The 17,693-nt window shown below is 30.4% G+C and carries 18 protein-coding genes; 11 read left to right on the top strand and 7 right to left on the bottom strand.

What is annotated here, in order from left to right; translation table 11 throughout:
* The first annotated feature begins 127 nt into the window (after positions 1-127).
* Positions 128-1,522: an anaerobic C4-dicarboxylate transporter gene (locus L8X97_RS00205; RefSeq protein WP_263662360.1), complete on the top strand. Its 1,395-nt coding sequence runs from the start codon at positions 128-130 to the stop codon at positions 1,520-1,522.
* Positions 1,523-1,555: 33 nt separating this feature from the next.
* On the opposite strand, the gene L8X97_RS00200 is transcribed toward L8X97_RS00205, so the two are convergent.
* The 4 genes from L8X97_RS00200 to L8X97_RS00185 all read right to left on the bottom strand — a co-directional run bounded on the left by L8X97_RS00200 (position 1,556) and on the right by L8X97_RS00185 (position 5,694).
* Entirely contained in the window at positions 1,556-3,412 is a 1,857-nt protein-coding gene (locus L8X97_RS00200; RefSeq protein WP_263662359.1) for an aryl-sulfate sulfotransferase, read from the bottom strand.
* Between the two features lie 21 nt (positions 3,413-3,433).
* Positions 3,434-4,171, bottom strand: a complete 738-nt coding sequence (gene dsbI / locus L8X97_RS00195) for a protein-disulfide oxidoreductase DsbI (protein ID WP_263659343.1) — start codon at positions 4,169-4,171, stop codon at positions 3,434-3,436.
* A 13-nt stretch (positions 4,172-4,184) separates the two neighbouring features.
* Positions 4,185-4,847: a thiol:disulfide interchange protein DsbA/DsbL gene (locus L8X97_RS00190; RefSeq protein WP_039663243.1), complete on the bottom strand. Its 663-nt coding sequence runs from the start codon at positions 4,845-4,847 to the stop codon at positions 4,185-4,187.
* Between the two features lie 196 nt (positions 4,848-5,043).
* Entirely contained in the window at positions 5,044-5,694 is a 651-nt protein-coding gene (locus L8X97_RS00185) for a thiol:disulfide interchange protein DsbA/DsbL (RefSeq protein ID WP_133319309.1), read from the bottom strand.
* A 174-nt stretch (positions 5,695-5,868) separates the two neighbouring features.
* On the opposite strand from L8X97_RS00185, the gene L8X97_RS00180 reads away from it, so the two are divergent.
* Positions 5,869-6,249 (top strand): YbgC/FadM family acyl-CoA thioesterase, encoded by a 381-nt coding sequence (locus tag L8X97_RS00180; RefSeq protein WP_263662358.1) that lies wholly within the window; start codon positions 5,869-5,871, stop codon positions 6,247-6,249.
* Here L8X97_RS00180 and L8X97_RS00175 read toward each other — a convergent pair.
* From L8X97_RS00175 to L8X97_RS00165, 3 genes are read right to left on the bottom strand one after another with little or no spacing between them, the layout of a single operon-like run.
* Complete coding sequence (locus L8X97_RS00175; RefSeq protein WP_133319310.1) at positions 6,227-7,444, bottom strand: hypothetical protein; 1,218 nt, start codon at positions 7,442-7,444, stop codon at positions 6,227-6,229. The two genes, L8X97_RS00180 and L8X97_RS00175, sit on opposite strands and share 23 nt — an antisense overlap.
* Positions 7,441-8,052 carry a uracil-DNA glycosylase family protein gene (locus L8X97_RS00170; RefSeq protein WP_263662357.1) on the bottom strand — a complete coding sequence of 204 codons (612 nt, stop codon included), beginning with the start codon at positions 8,050-8,052 and terminating at the stop codon, positions 7,441-7,443. The genes L8X97_RS00175 and L8X97_RS00170 overlap by 4 nt, the downstream gene beginning before the upstream one ends.
* Entirely contained in the window at positions 8,052-8,525 is a 474-nt protein-coding gene (locus tag L8X97_RS00165; protein ID WP_263660624.1) for a GNAT family N-acetyltransferase, read from the bottom strand. The genes L8X97_RS00170 and L8X97_RS00165 overlap by 1 nt, the downstream gene beginning before the upstream one ends.
* 141 nt (positions 8,526-8,666) lie before the next feature.
* On the opposite strand from L8X97_RS00165, the gene rpmH reads away from it, so the two are divergent.
* From rpmH to purH, 9 genes are read left to right on the top strand one after another with little or no spacing between them, the layout of a single operon-like run.
* Positions 8,667-8,801: a 50S ribosomal protein L34 gene (gene rpmH / locus L8X97_RS00160; RefSeq protein WP_012661270.1), complete on the top strand. Its 135-nt coding sequence runs from the start codon at positions 8,667-8,669 to the stop codon at positions 8,799-8,801.
* The gene (gene rnpA, locus L8X97_RS00155) at positions 8,798-9,124 is read left to right on the top strand and encodes a ribonuclease P protein component (protein WP_082018444.1); all 327 of its coding nucleotides are present in this window, start codon (positions 8,798-8,800) and stop codon (positions 9,122-9,124) included. The genes rpmH and rnpA overlap by 4 nt, the downstream gene beginning before the upstream one ends.
* Positions 9,112-9,495, top strand: coding sequence for a membrane protein insertion efficiency factor YidD (gene yidD / locus L8X97_RS00150; protein WP_263662356.1), 384 nt, complete (start codon positions 9,112-9,114; stop codon positions 9,493-9,495). Before rnpA ends, yidD begins: the two co-directional genes overlap by 13 nt.
* Entirely contained in the window at positions 9,459-11,042 is a 1,584-nt protein-coding gene (gene yidC, locus L8X97_RS00145) for a membrane protein insertase YidC (RefSeq protein ID WP_263662157.1), read from the top strand. Before yidD ends, yidC begins: the two co-directional genes overlap by 37 nt.
* Complete coding sequence (locus tag L8X97_RS00140; RefSeq protein ID WP_133319314.1) at positions 11,026-11,871, top strand: Jag N-terminal domain-containing protein; 846 nt, start codon at positions 11,026-11,028, stop codon at positions 11,869-11,871. The genes yidC and L8X97_RS00140 overlap by 17 nt, the downstream gene beginning before the upstream one ends.
* Positions 11,868-13,196 carry a tRNA uridine-5-carboxymethylaminomethyl(34) synthesis GTPase MnmE gene (mnmE, locus tag L8X97_RS00135; protein ID WP_263662355.1) on the top strand — a complete coding sequence of 443 codons (1,329 nt, stop codon included), beginning with the start codon at positions 11,868-11,870 and terminating at the stop codon, positions 13,194-13,196. Before L8X97_RS00140 ends, mnmE begins: the two co-directional genes overlap by 4 nt.
* A 13-nt stretch (positions 13,197-13,209) precedes the next feature.
* A complete protein-coding gene (gene purL, locus L8X97_RS00130; RefSeq protein ID WP_263659337.1) occupies positions 13,210-15,387 on the top strand; it encodes a phosphoribosylformylglycinamidine synthase subunit PurL in 2,178 nt (725 codons plus the stop codon).
* 2 nt (positions 15,388-15,389) lie between these two features.
* Entirely contained in the window at positions 15,390-16,157 is a 768-nt protein-coding gene (locus tag L8X97_RS00125; protein WP_133319317.1) for a DnaJ domain-containing protein, read from the top strand.
* Positions 16,157-17,689 carry a bifunctional phosphoribosylaminoimidazolecarboxamide formyltransferase/IMP cyclohydrolase gene (gene purH / locus L8X97_RS00120; protein ID WP_263659336.1) on the top strand — a complete coding sequence of 511 codons (1,533 nt, stop codon included), beginning with the start codon at positions 16,157-16,159 and terminating at the stop codon, positions 17,687-17,689. The genes L8X97_RS00125 and purH overlap by 1 nt, the downstream gene beginning before the upstream one ends.
* Positions 17,690-17,693: the final 4 nt, after the last annotated feature.

Raw genomic sequence — 17,693 nt, 5'->3', positions numbered from 1 at the left:
AATAACCAATATTTTGATAAATAAATTCAAAATATTGGTAAATATTTATTTAAATAATAAAAATTTTATTTACTATTAATAAAACTTGGATTATACTCTCACATATTTCAAAAAATAAGGAGAGAGTATGGAAATACTAACTAGCCTTAGCGAAGATGTTCAATTTAGTATTCAACTAATTGTTGTTCTTATTTGTCTTTTTTATGGGGCAAAAAAAGGCGGTATCGCTCTAGGCTTATTAGGCGGTATAGGTTTATTAGTTTTAAGTTTTGGTTTTGCTGTAGCACCTGGAAAACCTTCTATTGATGTTATGCTTACCATTTTAGCTGTTGTTGTTGCTAGTGCAACTTTGCAAGCTAGTGGTGGTTTGGATGTAATGTTGCAAATTGCAGAAAAAGTTCTAAGAAAAAATCCTAAATTCTTAACTATTTTAGCGCCATTTGTAACTTGCATTCTTACCATGCTTTGTGGAACTGGGCATGTTGTCTATACTATGATGCCTATTATTTATGATATTGCTATTAAAAATGGTATTCGCCCAGAAAGACCAATGGCTGCTTCTAGTATTTCTTCACAACTTGGTATTATCGCAAGTCCTGTTTCAGTTGCAGTTGTAAGCTTAACAGCCCTACTTTTAAATCCAGAAATTAATAAACATCCTTTAGCAGGATTTGATGGCTATGTAGATTTACTTGCTATTACTATACCTTCTACCTTAGTAGGTGTTTTGGCTATAGGAATTTTTTCTTGGTTTAGGGGAAAAGATCTTGATAAAGATGAGGATTTTCAAGCTAAGATTAAAAATCCAGAACAAAGAGAATATATCTATGGTGATAGTAAAACTCTTCTTGGACAAAAACTTCCAACTATCCAATGGGTAGCTATGTGGATTTTCCTAGGTGCTATTGCTATGGTAGCTATACTTGGAGCTTTTCCAGAGCTTAGACCGCAATTTACCTCAAAAGGCGTTACCAAACCTATGAATATGGTAGCAACTATTCAAATGTTTATGCTTTTAGCAGGTGCAGCGCTAATCATTTTTACCAAACTTGATGCAAGCAAAATTGCAAAAAATGAAATTTTTAAATCCGGTATGATAGCCTTAGTAGCTGTTTTTGGAATTTCTTGGATGGCAGATACAATGTTTGCAGTGCATACTCCTATGATGAAAGAATCTTTAGGTAATATCGTTATAGAACATCCTTGGACTTATGCTATTATGCTTTTACTTATTTCTAAATTTGTTAATTCTCAAGCAGCAGCAATTGCAGCTTTTGTGCCACTTGCACTAGGAATTGGTGTTGAACCAGGTATTATCATTGCTTTTGCAGCAGCTTGCTATGGATACTACATTTTACCAACTTATCCAAGCGATCTTGCAACTATACAATTTGATAGATCAGGTACTACAAAAATAGGTAAATTTGTTATCAATCATAGCTTTATCTTACCAGGATTAATTGGTGTGATTGTTTCTTGTATAGTAGGTTATTTTTTAGCTTTAGGTGCAGGATATTTATAAAAATTAAAAGGGCTTTAAAAAAGCCCTTTTTTCTTATTTAAATGCTTTTTCTAAATCAATAGGCATAGCTTGATAACCAGTACTTGCTCCGCTAAAGCGAATTTGTACTGAAGGTTCTTTAGCTCCCCATTTAAATTCATCTATTTCAGGTTTTGGCTCACCTACAGCAGCACCCTTACTTAAGTCAAATGACATTCCAGCAGTAGCACTATAAACCATGATGGAATTTTTATCTTTATGGTATTCTGCTAAAGAAGTGACAGGTGAAAACCATTCATTGCCTCTTTGCTTTCCATACTCCCAAATTTGTTCTACGGTTTTATTTTTTTGATCTATTTTATACACAACTGCTCTTGAGTATTTCATTGAAGCAAAAGCAGGTTGCTCTATACCTCTTGCATCGCCATTATCAAAAGCTGTGATATAAATATATCTTTTGTCAGATTTTTCATCTATTCTAAAAGCAGTATGCTGTGTCCATGTAAAATCAAAACCACCTTCTTCGTTTTCATATCCTGGACATTTACTATACTCATCTTCACAAACTATCTTTTTGCCATTTTTATCAACAGGTTGTAAAAGTGTTTTTTTGTATTTTTCTCCCCAGCCTTTGTGTGCTCCTAGTATCCATTTTACTTTTTTATCGCGTCCTATTTTTATAATAGCACTTTGATGACGACTTGAAATAATAATACTATCATCACTTGGATCATAATCTACGCTATTTACATGAGCCCAGTTACGCCCTACTCCAGTACCTGCTATATCACCAAAAGAATCACTTGCATCCATTTTAGCTAAATCCTCATCACTTAAAGTAACCCCTGCTTTACTCGCATCAATATTTAAACAAACAGCACCTTGATCTAATGCTTTGATTACATTTGCTCTATATGGATCTAAAATTTCAAACAATCTCCACTCATCTACTACATTACCATTTTTATCAACTTCTACTATCACATCGCGCACTGAACGCACATTTTTACCATCAGGACGCTTAACATTGGCAGAAGCCACCCTTAAAAGATAATTTCCATTTTGCATATTATCCATAGAATGAGAAAAATCTATATAAGAAGAAGGTAAAAGACGATTGAAAATTTCTCTACCCATTAAATCATATTTAACATATCTTTGTCCAAAACCCCAAGTTAAAGCCCCATCAGTATTTTGCCTAAATCCCATCATAATACCACGGTTGTAAATATTATTCCAATCCATTAATTTATCATTGTCAAAATACCAACGAATTTCACCTTTTGTATCAATGATAAATGCATTTGAATTCTCATCCCATTCCATTGCACCACCTGCTGGGTTATTCCAAACAGATTGAGAGCCTTTTCCACTTTGTTTCCCTGGAGCATTATTAACCAAATACAACCTATCTTCAAAACCTTTATCTACTTTAATCACTTCTACTTTTTCAAAAGGCACACCTCTTTGCATAATACTTCCACTTGGCTCTATATTAACTCCACCAGTTGCTATTTTATATACCTCATCTACTACTTTTTCACTCTTTCCAAAAGCAGTTTTGGTATAACTTACTTTTACTGTATTAAAATATGATGGATAAAGTCCAAAAACAGGAATTCCTCCATAAGTTTTAATTTTACTAGGGCTAACCTTATAAGATATAGTTTGCCCATTTGGTTTTGGAACTATAGTTACGCTTACATCACTTAGTTTATATCCACCATCCATAATTACAGCACTAAGCGGAGATAGACCATAAGGATTCATCTTTACTGCGCCAATTTTGCCTTGAATTTCCCAATCAATTTTAGCACCACTAGGTCCACCCATAGCCAAAGAAACACTAGGCACTACCATAACAACACTACCAGCAAGCAAAATACTACTTACAATTTTACTAATCTTCATTTTTTCTCCTTTTTTATATTATTAAGCTATTTGCACACTTGGCTCACCTAAAATTTTTAGCAAAACTACTAATATTAAAACAATCAAAGCATAAAATTTAGCCTTAGAATGTGAAAATGTATAAGAAACAAACATACTTCCTAAAATCACCAAACAAACAACAAAAGCCAACAAACAACAAATCGCCATATTCATAAATTCCATACTAGGAATCAAATACCAACCATTACTATACAAACCATCTTCAAAATTTGGAGGATTTCCAACAAAAAATTTCTGAAAAGCATTTAAACTACCATAAACATCTTCAGGCACTATAGGTGTATCCATACCACACTCACCTGTTGGTAAAAACCATCCTGGTGCCCATTCATGCAATGGTAAATTAAAAGGATATATAGGAATTTCTCTACACCCATCAACACCAGCAAAAGGATTTTCTGAATGTACTACCTCATGGATATGATTAAGAGTAATACAATACTCTATACCAAGCCATATACCCCAAAATACAAAAGTATAAGCAAAAATTTTTAGATAATCATTTTTAGGATCTATCAAGGCTAAAATACCACCAAAAGCCATAGTTAACATAGCAAATCTTATATAAACACACTGCTCACAAGGCTCCATATAAAGGTATTCTTGAAACAAAAAGTGTGCTATAAAAGTTAAGCCTACCATAGCTATAACCATTATCAACCAAGGAACTCTTGTATTTTGCCAAGTGGTGATTTTACTAATAGGACAAGAACTCATAAAATACCTCAAATCACATCTTGCTTAATTCTTCTGTTATTTCTATTAAAGCTTGTGGAGATGTGATAGCTTGTGGTATGATTTGGTATTTACCATTTACCACAAATGCAGGTGTACCATAGTTTTTAGAGATATCATTAGCATTTTCATAAGATTTTAAAATTTCACTAGCCTCAGGAGTTTTTAAAAAGTTATCTAAATCTTCTTTGCTTGCTGAAATTGCTTTTAATCCTACTTCATAAAACGCTTCAGGATTGGCTCCATTTCCCCATCTTTGTTTTTTCTTAAAATAAGCATTAAAATATGCTTCAGAAGCTTTATGAGTTAAACTATTTTTATCGCTTTGACTTACTTTATTTTGCTCATCTTTAAAAGCAGCAAAAGCAAAAATTTCATTAGCTTGCTTACCATAATCACCCATAGAGCTAACAGGATAAAATTTATAAGTTAATTGTGGTAATTTTTCTTTGACTTTTGACATGGTATTAAACTTATGATGATCATAACAATGTGTGCAACGATAAGAAAATACTTCTATTAAAGAATTTTGAGCATTTGGGATAGGTGTTTTTAAAACCACATACTCTTTACCCTCACTAAGTGCATTTGCACTCACACCAAGAACAAAAGCAGCTGCCGCCATTGCTTTTGACAAATTATTTAAGTTGAATTTCATTTTATTTCTCCTATTTGTATTTTATATATAATAAATATTTGCAATTTATTATAAACATGCTTAAGTTATATTAATATAACTTAAATATTAATTAAACAATAAGAAAAAATTTCAAAATGAAAATATAATTATTAAAAAAATAAAAAATAATAATACTTTATCACAAAAATTACAAAAAGTAATGCTTAAAAAAGCATTACTTGGTAGAAAGTTCTTTAACTATACGGATTAGTTCTTCTAAAGAAGTGATATACTCAGGATTGATTTGATATTTGCCATTTACTACAAAAGCAGGCGTGCCATAATTTCTTGAAATTTCATTAGCTACATCATAAGCAACTAAAAGCTCTTTGGCTTCTTTAGTTTGTAAAAATTTTTGCAATTCTTCTTTACTAGCACCAATGGCATTTAAACCTATTTTATAAAACAAATCAAGATTATTTAAATTTAATTTTTTTTCAAAATGACTTACAAAATACACATCAGCAAGCTTATAAGTAAGACTTTTTTCACTAGTAACATCTAAACCTAAAGCTTTTTCTTTAAAAGAAGCTAAAGCAAACATCTCATTTAAAGCACCACCGTACTCGAGCATAGAACTTACCGAGAAAAGATCATATTTTAAATTTGGTAAAGCTTGTTTAACTTTTGCTAGAGTGTGAAATTGATGATGATTATAGCAATGAATACAACGATAAGAAAATACCTCTATTAGAGAATTTTGTGCATTTGGAATAGGTGTTTTTAAAGTAATATACTCTTTACCCTCACTAAGTGCATTTGCACTCACACTAAAAACAAAAGCCATAATAGCTAGCAATTTAAACATTTTTTGCAAAACTTGCATGATTTTCCTTTTTTCAATGATATAAAATACAATTTTAACATAAGATATAAAATCAAGAATATTTTATGCTTTTCTTATGACATTTTAAGTAGAATTTCAACAAATTTATCAATAAAAAAAGTTGATTGTAAGCGATATTTTCCGATCAATATATAATAAAATAAAAGGTCTAAAATGCAAATACGAATTTATTATGAAAATACCGATGCAGGTGGAGTGGTATACCATAGCAACTACTTAAAATTTTGCGAAAGAGCAAGAAGTGAGATATTTTTTCAAAAAAATGCAAAAATTTTTGATAAAAATACAGGACATTTTCTACTTACAAAAGCAAATTGTAACTTTTTAAAACCCGCTAAACTTGGAGATCTTATAGAAGTAAAAACATTTATCACAAAGCTTAAAAAAGCCTCAGTTTGTATAAAACAAGAGATTTATAAAGAAAATACCAAGCTTTTTGAAGCTGAATTTACCCTAGCTTTTTTAAAAAATGAAAAAGTAGCCCCTATAGATGAGACTATAACTAAGGTTTTTACTGATCTTGCAAAGGAGTAAAACCTAAGCCTTGCGAGCGAATGATTTTAACCTTATAGTCAAATTGATTATCATTTAAACCCTCATCAAAAATTCTTTGAGAATCTTTATCTAAAAACTGCGTATAAAAATAATCAAGGCCCACGCTAGTTGCATAAGCTATCCAGTTGTAATTAATATTTTGCGAAAAAAGCTCATTAAGATAGCTTAGAGTTTGATCCTCATTAGAAATGGAATTTGCTAGCAAAAGTTTTTTTCTATCATTAATTTGCGTTAAACTTAGCAAAATAGGATTATAATTAATCTGGGTTGATAATAATACAAAAGGCTCTATATCATAAGTTCTTATTTGTGAGCTTATGAGTGCTGTTTTAATCAAAGAAGTATTTAAAATAATACTAGAATCTTGAAAACTTCTATTTTGATTTAAAATACTTCTAAAATCAAATTTAGAACTATTAATAGTATAAATTTTCTCACTACCATTACCTGCGTTTAAAACATTCTCATCTAAGCGATTTGCCAAAGGTGTTCCATCTGAAAAAATAATATTTTTACCATTGGAGTATTCCAAAAGTTTTTGGATTTGTTTTTGATAATCTATACTTCCAAAATACACATTTTCATTTTGCGTATCAAAATTTCTTTTGTGTGCAGTAGGAATAAAAACTTTTACATTAGAATCAAGGCTTTCTTTTAATAAATTTTTCACACCTTTATCTGTAAAACCTGCGATAATATAATTAAATTTCTCATCTTGAGCTTGTTTAAAAGCTTTAGTTATCTTGCTCTCATCTTCTGTACCTATTAAAAACACCTTTACTTTTATTTGCGCTCTTTGTCTTAATAAATACGCTATGCTTGAATTTATAATAGTATTAGAATAACTTTTAATCGTTTGCTCAGGTATAATAATAGCTAGTTTTATGCTAGCATTTTTTTGAATTCTTTTTTCAAAATCTATAATAGAATTTAAAAGTTTGGTATAGATATTGACTAAAAGCTCATTTGCATTATCATTATTAAATCTTGATAAAAAATTAAAATAAAGTCCTGTTTCCAACAAAGTAAATAAACAATCATTATCACAATTTTGAAATTCTAAATTAGGATAAAAAGACTCACTAGGTTCTATGGGCGATGGTTTTTGCTCTTTCGCAAAGACATTTAAAGTTAAAACAAAACTCATCATCAAACAAACTAAACTTTTTCTCATAAATAACCTTTTATTTTTTTAATATCTTCTATAAATTCAGCATAAAAGCTAGGATTTTTACTCAAAAAATTCAAATCATAGCTTGGCAAAAATAAGGCATTATTATAATACATACATTGTCCTTTATATTTTTGAAAATTCTCAAAACCCAAACTTGCAAAAGCTTCTTGGCCAAGACATAAAATAATCTTTGCTTTTATAAAATCAAGCTCATTATAAAAATACGGCAAGCATAATTTTAATGCTTGATCGTCTATTTTAAAATTACTAAAACATTTAAACATATAAGAAAAATATATCTCATCATCTTTTAAATTTAAAAGCTCCTTGCATAATTTCAAAAGTTCTTGTTTATTTTTAGAAGCAAAAAACTTTCCACTTTCATTCTCTTCCTTGTCAATAAAGGCCTGATAAATCAAAATTTTAGCATTTTTGGCTTCTTTTTCCATTAAACTATGCTTTCTTAGTCTAGAAAAATGACAAAGATTGCAGGTTTTTACCCTTTCGTTTAATTCTTTAAAACTTAAATTAAAATGCCTAATTTGTTTTTGCTCGTTAAAATATTCATAACCAAAAGCTTTTAAATAATACAAATTACGCTTATTCATTACATCAATGCTTCTAAATTTTCACCCTCTAAACGATAAGTTCTCCACTCATTCATATGCTTTGCATTTAATTTAGTATAAAACTCAATCCCTAAATCATTATCGTTCAAACATACCCATTCTAATCTTTTAAGATTTTTTTCTTTACAAATTTGTGCTAAATATTTAAAAACAGCTTTTGCATAGCCTTTTTTTCTATGTTTTGCTTGTATATAAATATCTTCTAGATATAACCCACCTAAACCCCAAAAAGACGAAAAAGTAAAATAATACATTGCATAACCTATGATTTTACCATCAACTTTTAGACTTAAAGCCTTAGCATATTTATTTTCAAAAAAAGATTCTTCAAGTTCTTTAGTTGTGCATTTTACATCTTCAAGCATATTTTCATGGATAGCAAGCTCTTTAATTAATTCTAAAATTTTTTCTAAATCTTCTTTTTTACTCTCACAAATTTCAAAACTCATGATTTTTCCTTAAAATACATAAAAATAAAACAAAAATTTAGCAAAAACTTTTAAAATAACTCTTAATTAAAAGCAGATTTAAGTAAGATTTTGATAAAATACACGCTTATTATTTTGTTTTTTATTTTAAGTTAAGGAAAGAATATGAAAAGAACATATCAACCACACAAAACTCCTAAAAAAAGAACTCATGGCTTCCGCGTGCGTATGAAAAGCAAAAATGGTCGTAAGGTGATCAATGCTAGACGCGCTAAAGGTAGAAAAAGATTAGCGGTATAAAAGATTTTCTAAGTATTAACGACTTAGGAGAGTTTGCAACAATTTATAAAGAAGGTAAAAAGTGGCACTGTGAAGGTGTAATCATCTTTTATACTTTAAGTAAAGAAAAAAAATTTGCTGTTGTTGCTAGTAAAAAAGTTGGAAAAGCTGTCGTTAGAAATAGAGCCAAAAGGCTCTTAAGATCAGCTTTTTTTCAGGTTAAAAATCAAGTCGAAAACGGGAAATACATACTTGTAGCTAAGACAAGTATTACTGAAATTCCTTTTTTAAAATTAGAAAAAAACTTGAAATGGGGTTTGAAAAAAATAGGATGTATAAAATAGCTTGTTTAAAACTTATTAGATTTTACCAGCTCTTTATCAGCCCTTTTAAGCCACAATGCTGCAGGTATTATCCAAGTTGTTCTGAATATGCCTTATGGCAATTTAAAAAAAATAATATTTTTAAAGCATTTGGTGCAATTTTTTTAAGAATTTTAAAATGCAATCCGTTTTTTAAAGGTGGTATTGATTATCCTAAAATACGCAAGAATACTCTAAACTCAGGTGTATGTTTTAAACCTAGTTTTAATGCTTTAAAACAACTCAATTATTTTTATATCCCTTGCAATGATAATCAATTTTTTTTAATTAAGATTATATTTCCAAAGGACAATCCGTGTCAGAAAATTTATCCCAGCAAAAACGCATATTAATTGCCGTTGTATTATCATTTTTATTTTTTGTAGTTTATGATTATTTTTTTATCCCAAAAGCACCACAAAATGAGCAAAATATCACTCATATAGAACAAAACAATTCAGCTCCACAAACTACAACCGCAAATACAAATACACAAGCTCCAAAGACAGAACTTAGTGTTAATCAAAAAGAAGAAATAGCAGTTGTCAAAAGTGAGCATTTTGAAGCACATATTGACTCTTTAGGTAGAATAGCTAAATTTTATCTAAGCGATGAAAAATATAAAGATGAAAATGGTAAAAGCATTAATCTAGTAGATACTTCTTTATCACCTTTGCCACTAGAAATAAGATTTAGTGATGCAAAGATAAATCAAGAGGCATTCAATACAGTATATACAGCTAGTCAAAAAACTATCAATGTAAATGATGAAAATACAACATTAATTCTTACTCAAAATTTAAATGATCTAATAATAACTAAAAAAATCACTTTTCACAAATATGGAAATTATGATTTAGAAGTAAATCTAAGCAAAGATACAGCTTATTTTATCACTCCAGGTTATCGTCCAAATATAGCAGTTGATAGTTATACAGTACATGGAGTTTTAATCTTAGATAAAGATGATAAAATAACAATGTTAGAAGATGGTGATGTAGAAAATGATGAAAGTTTTTCTAATGTAACCCTTATGGCAGCTTCAGATCGCTATTATAGTGCTTTCTTTTATAATTTTGAAAAACCTTTAAATGCAGTAGTTACTAAAGATAATCACGAAAATTCTATCGTTTTTGCAAGTGCAACTAACAATTTTAAAGCAACCGGATATATAGGTTCAAAAGAGCATGAAATTTTAAGAAGCATTCATGCAGATTTAGATGATGTGGTAGAATATGGTTGGTTTACTTTTATAGCTAAACCTATGTTTGAATTTTTAAATTTCTTACATGGTTATTTGGGTAATTGGGGTTGGGCTATCGTAGTGATGACTTTAATTGTGCGTATTATTCTTTTCCCACTTACTTACAAATCAATGATTTCTATGAATAAACTCAAAGATTTAGCACCAAAAATGAAAGAAATTAGAGAACGCTACAAAGGTGATCCACAAAAAATGAATTTACATATGATGGAACTTTATAAAAAACATGGTGCAAACCCAATGAGCGGATGTTTACCTATACTCATTCAAATTCCAATTTTCTTTGCAATTTATAGAGTTTTACTAAATGCCATAGAACTTAAAGCTGCACCTTGGGCTTTTTGGATTACAGATTTATCTGTGATGGATCCATGGTTTATTTTACCTATATTTATGGGTCTAACTATGTTTATCCAGCAACTTATTACACCAATGGCTATACAAGATCCTATGCAAGAAAAGATTATGAAATTCTTACCATTAATTTTCACTTTCTTTTTCTTAACATTCCCAGCAGGTTTAACTTTGTATTGGTGTGTAAATAATATATGCTCACTTATTCAACAAGTAATTGTTAATAAGCTTTTCAAAAACCACAAAAAAGAGGAAATAGCTAAACATGAACATAGAAGCTAAAGACTTACAAACTGCACTCATAGAAGCCTCAAAACAACTTGAGTGCTCTGTGATTGACTTAGAATACGAAGTTATTCAACATGCTAAAGCAGGATTTTTTGGCCTTTTTAAAAAAAATGCGATAATCTGTATTAAAGGACATAAAAAAACTCAAAAAGTCCATAATGAAAAACCTAAAAAAAATCAAAATGAGAAATTTAACAAATATTCTCAAAAAAATTTTGAAAAAAATGAATATAAAAAAGAATATAAAGAAAATTTTCAAAAACCAATTGAAAATATTGCTCAACCTAAAGAACATTATAAAGTAAAAAATGATGCTATTTTTGATTCTTTCCATAAGGAGTCTTCAGAAGAAAAAAACATTGTTTCTTATATAGATGAGATAAAAATTTCACTAGAAAATTTACTAGCAACTTTTGATTTTGATATTAAAGTTGTGCAAGTTAGTGTTTGGGATGAAACCTGTGTTTTAATTAAACTTGATGGAGAAGATGCAGCCTTACTTATAGGCAAAGAAGCTCACAGATATAAAGCTTTTTCATATTTACTTTATAATTGGCTTAATGCTAAATATAAAATTCAACCAAGACTAGAAATAGCGCAATTTTTGGAAAACCAAACCCAAGCTATTGATAGTTATTTAAAAATTCTCATAGAAAAAGTAGAGAACACTGGAAGAGTTCAAACAAAACCACTAGATGGAATTTGGCTAAAACTTGCTTTAGAAAAATTAAGAGAACGCTTTCCTGATAAGTATGTAGCTATCAAACAAAATGACGATCAAAGATATATCGTTGTGAATGATTTTTTGAAGAAAAATGAATGAATGACACGATAACTGCTATTGCTACAGCTCACGGAGTGGGCTCTATAAGCATCATTAGAGTAAGTGGAAAAAAAGCTTTAGAACTTGCATTAAAAATTACCCACAAAAAAGAACTCACACCACGCTATGCGCACTTATGCAAACTTTATAAAAACAATAGTGACTTTTTAGACGAGGCCTTAGTAATTTATTTTAAAGCACCCTACTCTTTTACAGGAGAAGATATTGTGGAATTTCAACTTCATGGCGGTTTTTCTTTGAGTGAAATTTTACTCGATGAGCTTGTTTTAGCAGGCGCGCGCCTTGCCAATCCTGGAGAATTTAGCAAAAGAGCTTGCTTAAATGGCAAAATGGATCTTTTAAAAGCTTTAAGCATACAAGATGCTATCATGTCAAAATCAACAAGTGCTGCAAATATCATAGCAAAAAATATTAAAGGTGATTTAAGTAAATTTTTAAACACCATTCGAATAGACCTTGTTCAAACTCTTGCTTTTGTAGAAACTAGCATTGACTATGCAGATGATGATTTACCGCAAGATCTACTTGATCAAATCATTGCTATGTGTGAAAAAAATTCAAAACTTTTAAGCGATATAGTAGATATTTCCTTAAGTAAAAAAGGTCTTATAAATGGCTTTAAAGTTGCTATTATCGGCAAGCCAAATGCCGGAAAAAGTTCATTGTTAAATTCGCTTTTAGCATTTGATAGAGCTATTGTATCTAATATTGCAGGCACCACAAGAGATCGTATCGAGGAAAGTTTAAAAATAGGCTCACATTTAATTAAAATCATCGACACAGCAGGTATAAGAAACGCAGATGATGAGATAGAAAAAATCGGAGTCAACTTAAGTTATGAAAGCATTAAAGAAGCAGATATCATTATAGCTGTTTTTGACGGATCTAAAGAATTTGAAGAAGAAGATGAACGTATTTTACAAGCTTTAAAAGATTGTGATAAAAAAATTATTTATGTTTTAAATAAAAGCGATTTGGCTACCAAATTTAAACATGAAATTGGCACTTCTTGTATACGCATTTGCGCCCAAAAAAACACTCAAGCCATTAAGGAAAGTTTAAATGAATACTTAAATACTTTAGATGGCGATGGAATGCTAATTAGCAATACCTTAATACTCAATGCTTGTAAAAATGCTAGTGAAGCTATTTTGCGTGCAAGAGATTTATTAAAGGAAAGTTCTTTAGAACTTTTTGCTTTTGAATTAAATTTAGCCATAGGAGAAATAGCTCAATTTACCAAAAATTTTGAAAGAGATGAAATTTTAGATGCAATGTTTAGTAATTTTTGTTTAGGAAAATAAAAAGGAGATAATTATGGATAAAGAAGTTATAAAACAACACAAAATTAGCGATGAGGAATATCAAGAAATTTTAAATATACTAGGTAGAGAACCTAATTTATTAGAACTTGGAGTGATTTCTGCAATGTGGAGTGAACATTGCTCATATAAATCAAGTAAAAAATACCTTAATGGCTTTCCAACTAAAGCTCCTTGGGTAATCCAAGGTCCTGGTGAAAATGCTGGAGTAATAGATATAGGCAAAGGAATGGCTGCTGTATTTAAAGTAGAAAGTCATAATCACCCAAGTTTTATAGAGCCATTTGCAGGTGCAGCTACTGGTGTGGGTGGAATTTTACGCGATGTTTTTACCATGGGTGCTAGAGTTGTTGCAGGTATGAATTCTTTAAAATTTGGTAATATCCACGATGAAAAAATAGGCAAACATCAAAAATATTTAGTTAAGGGTGTAGTAAGTGGAATTTCACACTATGGTAATTGTATGGGTGTTCCTACTATAGGTGGAGAATGCGCTTTTGATGAGTGCTTTAATGGAAATATCTTAGTTAATGCTTTTGCACTTGGAACTTGCAAAATCGAAGATATTTTTTATGCAAAGGCTGAAGGTATAGGAAATCCTGTAATTTATGTAGGCTCAAAAACTGGTCGTGATGGACTTGGTGGAGCTGTAATGGCAAGCGATAGTTTTAATGAATCTAGCAAAAGCTTAAGACCAACTGTTCAAATTGGTGATCCATTTGCTGAAAAATTATTAATGGAAGCTTGTTTGGAACTTTTCAAAACTGATTATATAGTTGGAATTCAAGATATGGGTGCAGCAGGACTTACTTCAAGCTCTTTTGAAATGGCAGGACGCAGTGGTAGCGGGATGAAACTTTACCTTGATAAAACTCCTATGAGAGAAGAAGGTATGACTCCTTATGAGTTAATGCTAAGTGAATCTCAAGAAAGAATGCTAATTTGTGCTAAAAAAGGCTATGAAGAAAAAGTTATTGAGATTTTTAATAAGTGGGGGCTTGATGCAGCCATTATAGGCGAAGTTACAGATACTGGCAAAATGGAATTATTTTGGCATGATGAATTAGTTGGTCTAATCCCTATTGAACCACTAAGCGAAAAAGCACCTATACTTGATAGACCTGTGGCTAAGCCAAAATACTTAGATGAAATAAAAAACTATCAATTTAAACTTAGCATTCCCACTCAAGAAGCCTTTGAAAAACTTCTTGCAAATGAAAATATCAGTAATAAAGCTTATATTTATGAGCAGTTTGACTCAAGCGTACAAACTAACACTTTAAAAAGCGATGGGGCTTTAGGTGCAAATAGTATTAGAATTAAAGAAAATAATTGCTTGCTTTCTATGGCCATTGAGTGCAACTCAAGATTAAACTATGTAAATCCAAAAATCGGTGCAGCAGCAGCCGTTGTAAGTGCAGGAAGAAAAATAGCATGCTCGGGAGCTAGACCTTTGGCAATTAGTGATTGTTTAAACTATGGCAACCCACAAAACCCTGAAGTAATGTGGCAATTTGCTCAAGGCTGCGAAGGTATTAAACTAGCTTGTAAAGAACTCAATACCCCTGTGGTAAGCGGAAATGTTTCTTTATATAATGAAACCGATGGAGTAAGTATTTTTCCAAGTCCAACCATAGCTTGCGTTGGTATTCACGAAAAAGCAGAAAATGTTTTAAAATCATACTTTAGTAAAGAAACGCAAGCTATTTATTTAATAGGAAAAAGCAAAGGTAGTTTTGGTGGATCTTTGATTGCTAAAGTACTAGATCAAAAAGTCGCAGGAGAGCTTGAAGATATAGATTTTAAAGCAGAATTAAAACTATGGGATTTCTTACTAAAAGCAAACGAAGCAAAGTTACTTGATTGTGCTAATAGCATAGGCATAGGTGGTCTTGCTATGACTTTAGCCAAAATGAGCGCAAAGGCGAATTTGGGTGTAAATGTAAAAACAAATTTTAAAAACAGAAGTTTTATTTTTGAAGAAAGTCCAACTAGAGTTGTAATTGGTGTTAAAAATGAAGAAAATTTTATTGAATTTGCAAACAAAATGAAAATTAATTTTGCAAAACTTGGAATTTTAAATGAAAAAGATTTCGTTTTAGATGATATTAAGATATCTTTAGTAAAACTACAAAAAAATTATTTTGATAAATTTAAAGAATATTTAGGATAGAAATGCTTTTTGTTTTATTAGTATTAGCAATTCTTGCATTTTATTGGTATTATAAAACTTGGGGTAAAGATGATCTTTTAGGCTCTTTCAAAAAAGGAGCTAAAAGCTTCTCTCAAGGCTTTAAACAAGGCTATCATGAAGAAAGGATTGATGGCTTTAAAAGGAGATTAAACTATTATGTTATAGCGCTTTTAGCAAAAATAGCAAAAAGTGATGGTAGAGTTAGCGAGAATGAAGCAAACATGATCTCACAAATTCTTGATTATAATGCTAAAGATAAAAAAGAAAGAGATTTTTTAAAACAATGTTTTAATGAACATAAAAACACTTTAAATGATACTTTTGATATAGCCAAAGAGTTTATCAAAGAAGTGCCTTTACCACAACAAGAAAGAATTAATATTTTAAATGTCTTAGTAGCAATGGCTTTGATTGATGGAGAACTTAACAATACCAAAAAAGATGTCTTAAGAGCTATCATTAGAGCTTTTGAACTTGATGTAAATATACTTGAAAAACTTTTAAACTCTATGCAAACACAAAATACAGGTATGAATTTACAAAAGGCTTGTGAAATTTTAGGCTTAAATGAAAATGCAAACTTACAAGAGCTTAAAAAACGCTATAGAGAACTTGCCAAAAAATACCACCCTGATATTTTAAACGCAAACAATAGTGATGAAGAAAAAATCAAAGAAGGTGTTAAAAAATTTCAAGAAATTAATGAATCATATGAATTTTTAAAACAATATATAGAAAGGAAAAATTAATGAAAGCACTAATTAGTGTGAGTGATAAAGAAGGTGTTGTAGAATTTGCTAGCGAACTTACTAAATTAGGTTATGAGCTTTTATCCACCGGAGGTACTTATAAGCTTTTAAAAGAAAATAATTTACAAGTACAAGAAGTTAGTGAATTTACTCAAAGCCCTGAAATGTTTGAAGGGCGTGTTAAAACATTGCACCCAAAAATTCATGGTGGAATTTTATACAAAAGAGAAAATGAAGATCATCAAAAACAAGCCAAAGATTACAACATCGAAAGTATAGACTTGCTTTGTGTGAATTTATATCCTTTCAAAAAAACTACAATTTTAACCCAAGATTTTGATGAGATTGTAGAAAATATCGACATTGGTGGTCCTGCTATGATACGCAGTGGTGCAAAAAACTTTAAAAATGTCATTGTCGTTTGTGATATTTTAGACTATGATAAAATCATACAAGCTTTAAAAGATAATACCTTAGATCTTGATTTTAGAAGAGCATTGATGATCAAAGCTTATGAGCATACAGCAAATTATGATGCTTACATAGCAAATTATATGAATGAGCGTTTTAATGGTGGCTTTGGTGCAAGTAAATTTATCGTAGGTCAAAAAGTGTTTGACACAAGATATGGAGAAAACCCTCATCAAAAAGGTGCTTTATATGAATTTGATGACTTTTTCACACACAATTTTACAACCTTAAAAGGTGAAGCAAGTTTTAACAATCTAACCGATATTAACGCGGCTTTAAATTTAGCAAGTGCTTTTGATAAAGCTCCGGCAGTAGCCATAGTCAAACATGCAAATGCTTGCGGATTTGCCATAAAAGAAAACTTACTCCAAAGCTATATCCATGCTCTTAAATGCGATACCTTGAGTGCTTATGGAGGAGTTGTTGCTATCAATGGAACCTTAGACAAAGAATTAGCGCAAAAAATCAATGAAATTTATATAGAAGTAATCATTGCAGCAAATGTAGACGATGATGCTTTGGAAGTTTTTAAAGATAAAAAGCGTATTAAAATCTTTACACAAAAAGCGCCATTTTTAACTAGAGCTTATGATAAATATGATTTTAAACACATAGATGGTGGTTTTGCATATCAAGATAGTGATGAAGTTAAAGAAGATGAATTAAAAAATGCGATTTTAAAAAGCGAAAGAAAAGCTAATGAACAAGAATTAAAAGATCTTGAAATAGCTATGAAAATTGCTGCATTTACTAAATCAAACAATGTAGTTTATGTAAAAAATGGAGCTATGGTAGCCATTGGTATGGGTATGACAAGTCGTATCGATGCAGCTAAAGCAGCTATTAATAAAGCCAAGGAAATGGGGCTTGATCTAAATGGTTGTGTTTTAGCAAGTGAAGCTTTCTTTCCATTTAGAGATAGTATAGATGAAGCTAGCAAAATAGGAGTAAAAGCCATCATTGAGCCAGGTGGAAGCATAAGAGATGAGGATATTATTCAAGCTGCTAATGAGTATGGTATCGCATTATACTTTAGCGGCATAAGACACTTTTTACACTAATAAA

The sequence above is a fragment of the Campylobacter sp. CNRCH_2013_0671h genome (genome assembly GCF_025773055.1).
Classification (GTDB): domain Bacteria; phylum Campylobacterota; class Campylobacteria; order Campylobacterales; family Campylobacteraceae; genus Campylobacter_D; species Campylobacter_D lari_D.
This window is presented reverse-complemented; position numbering and strand designations above follow the sequence as displayed.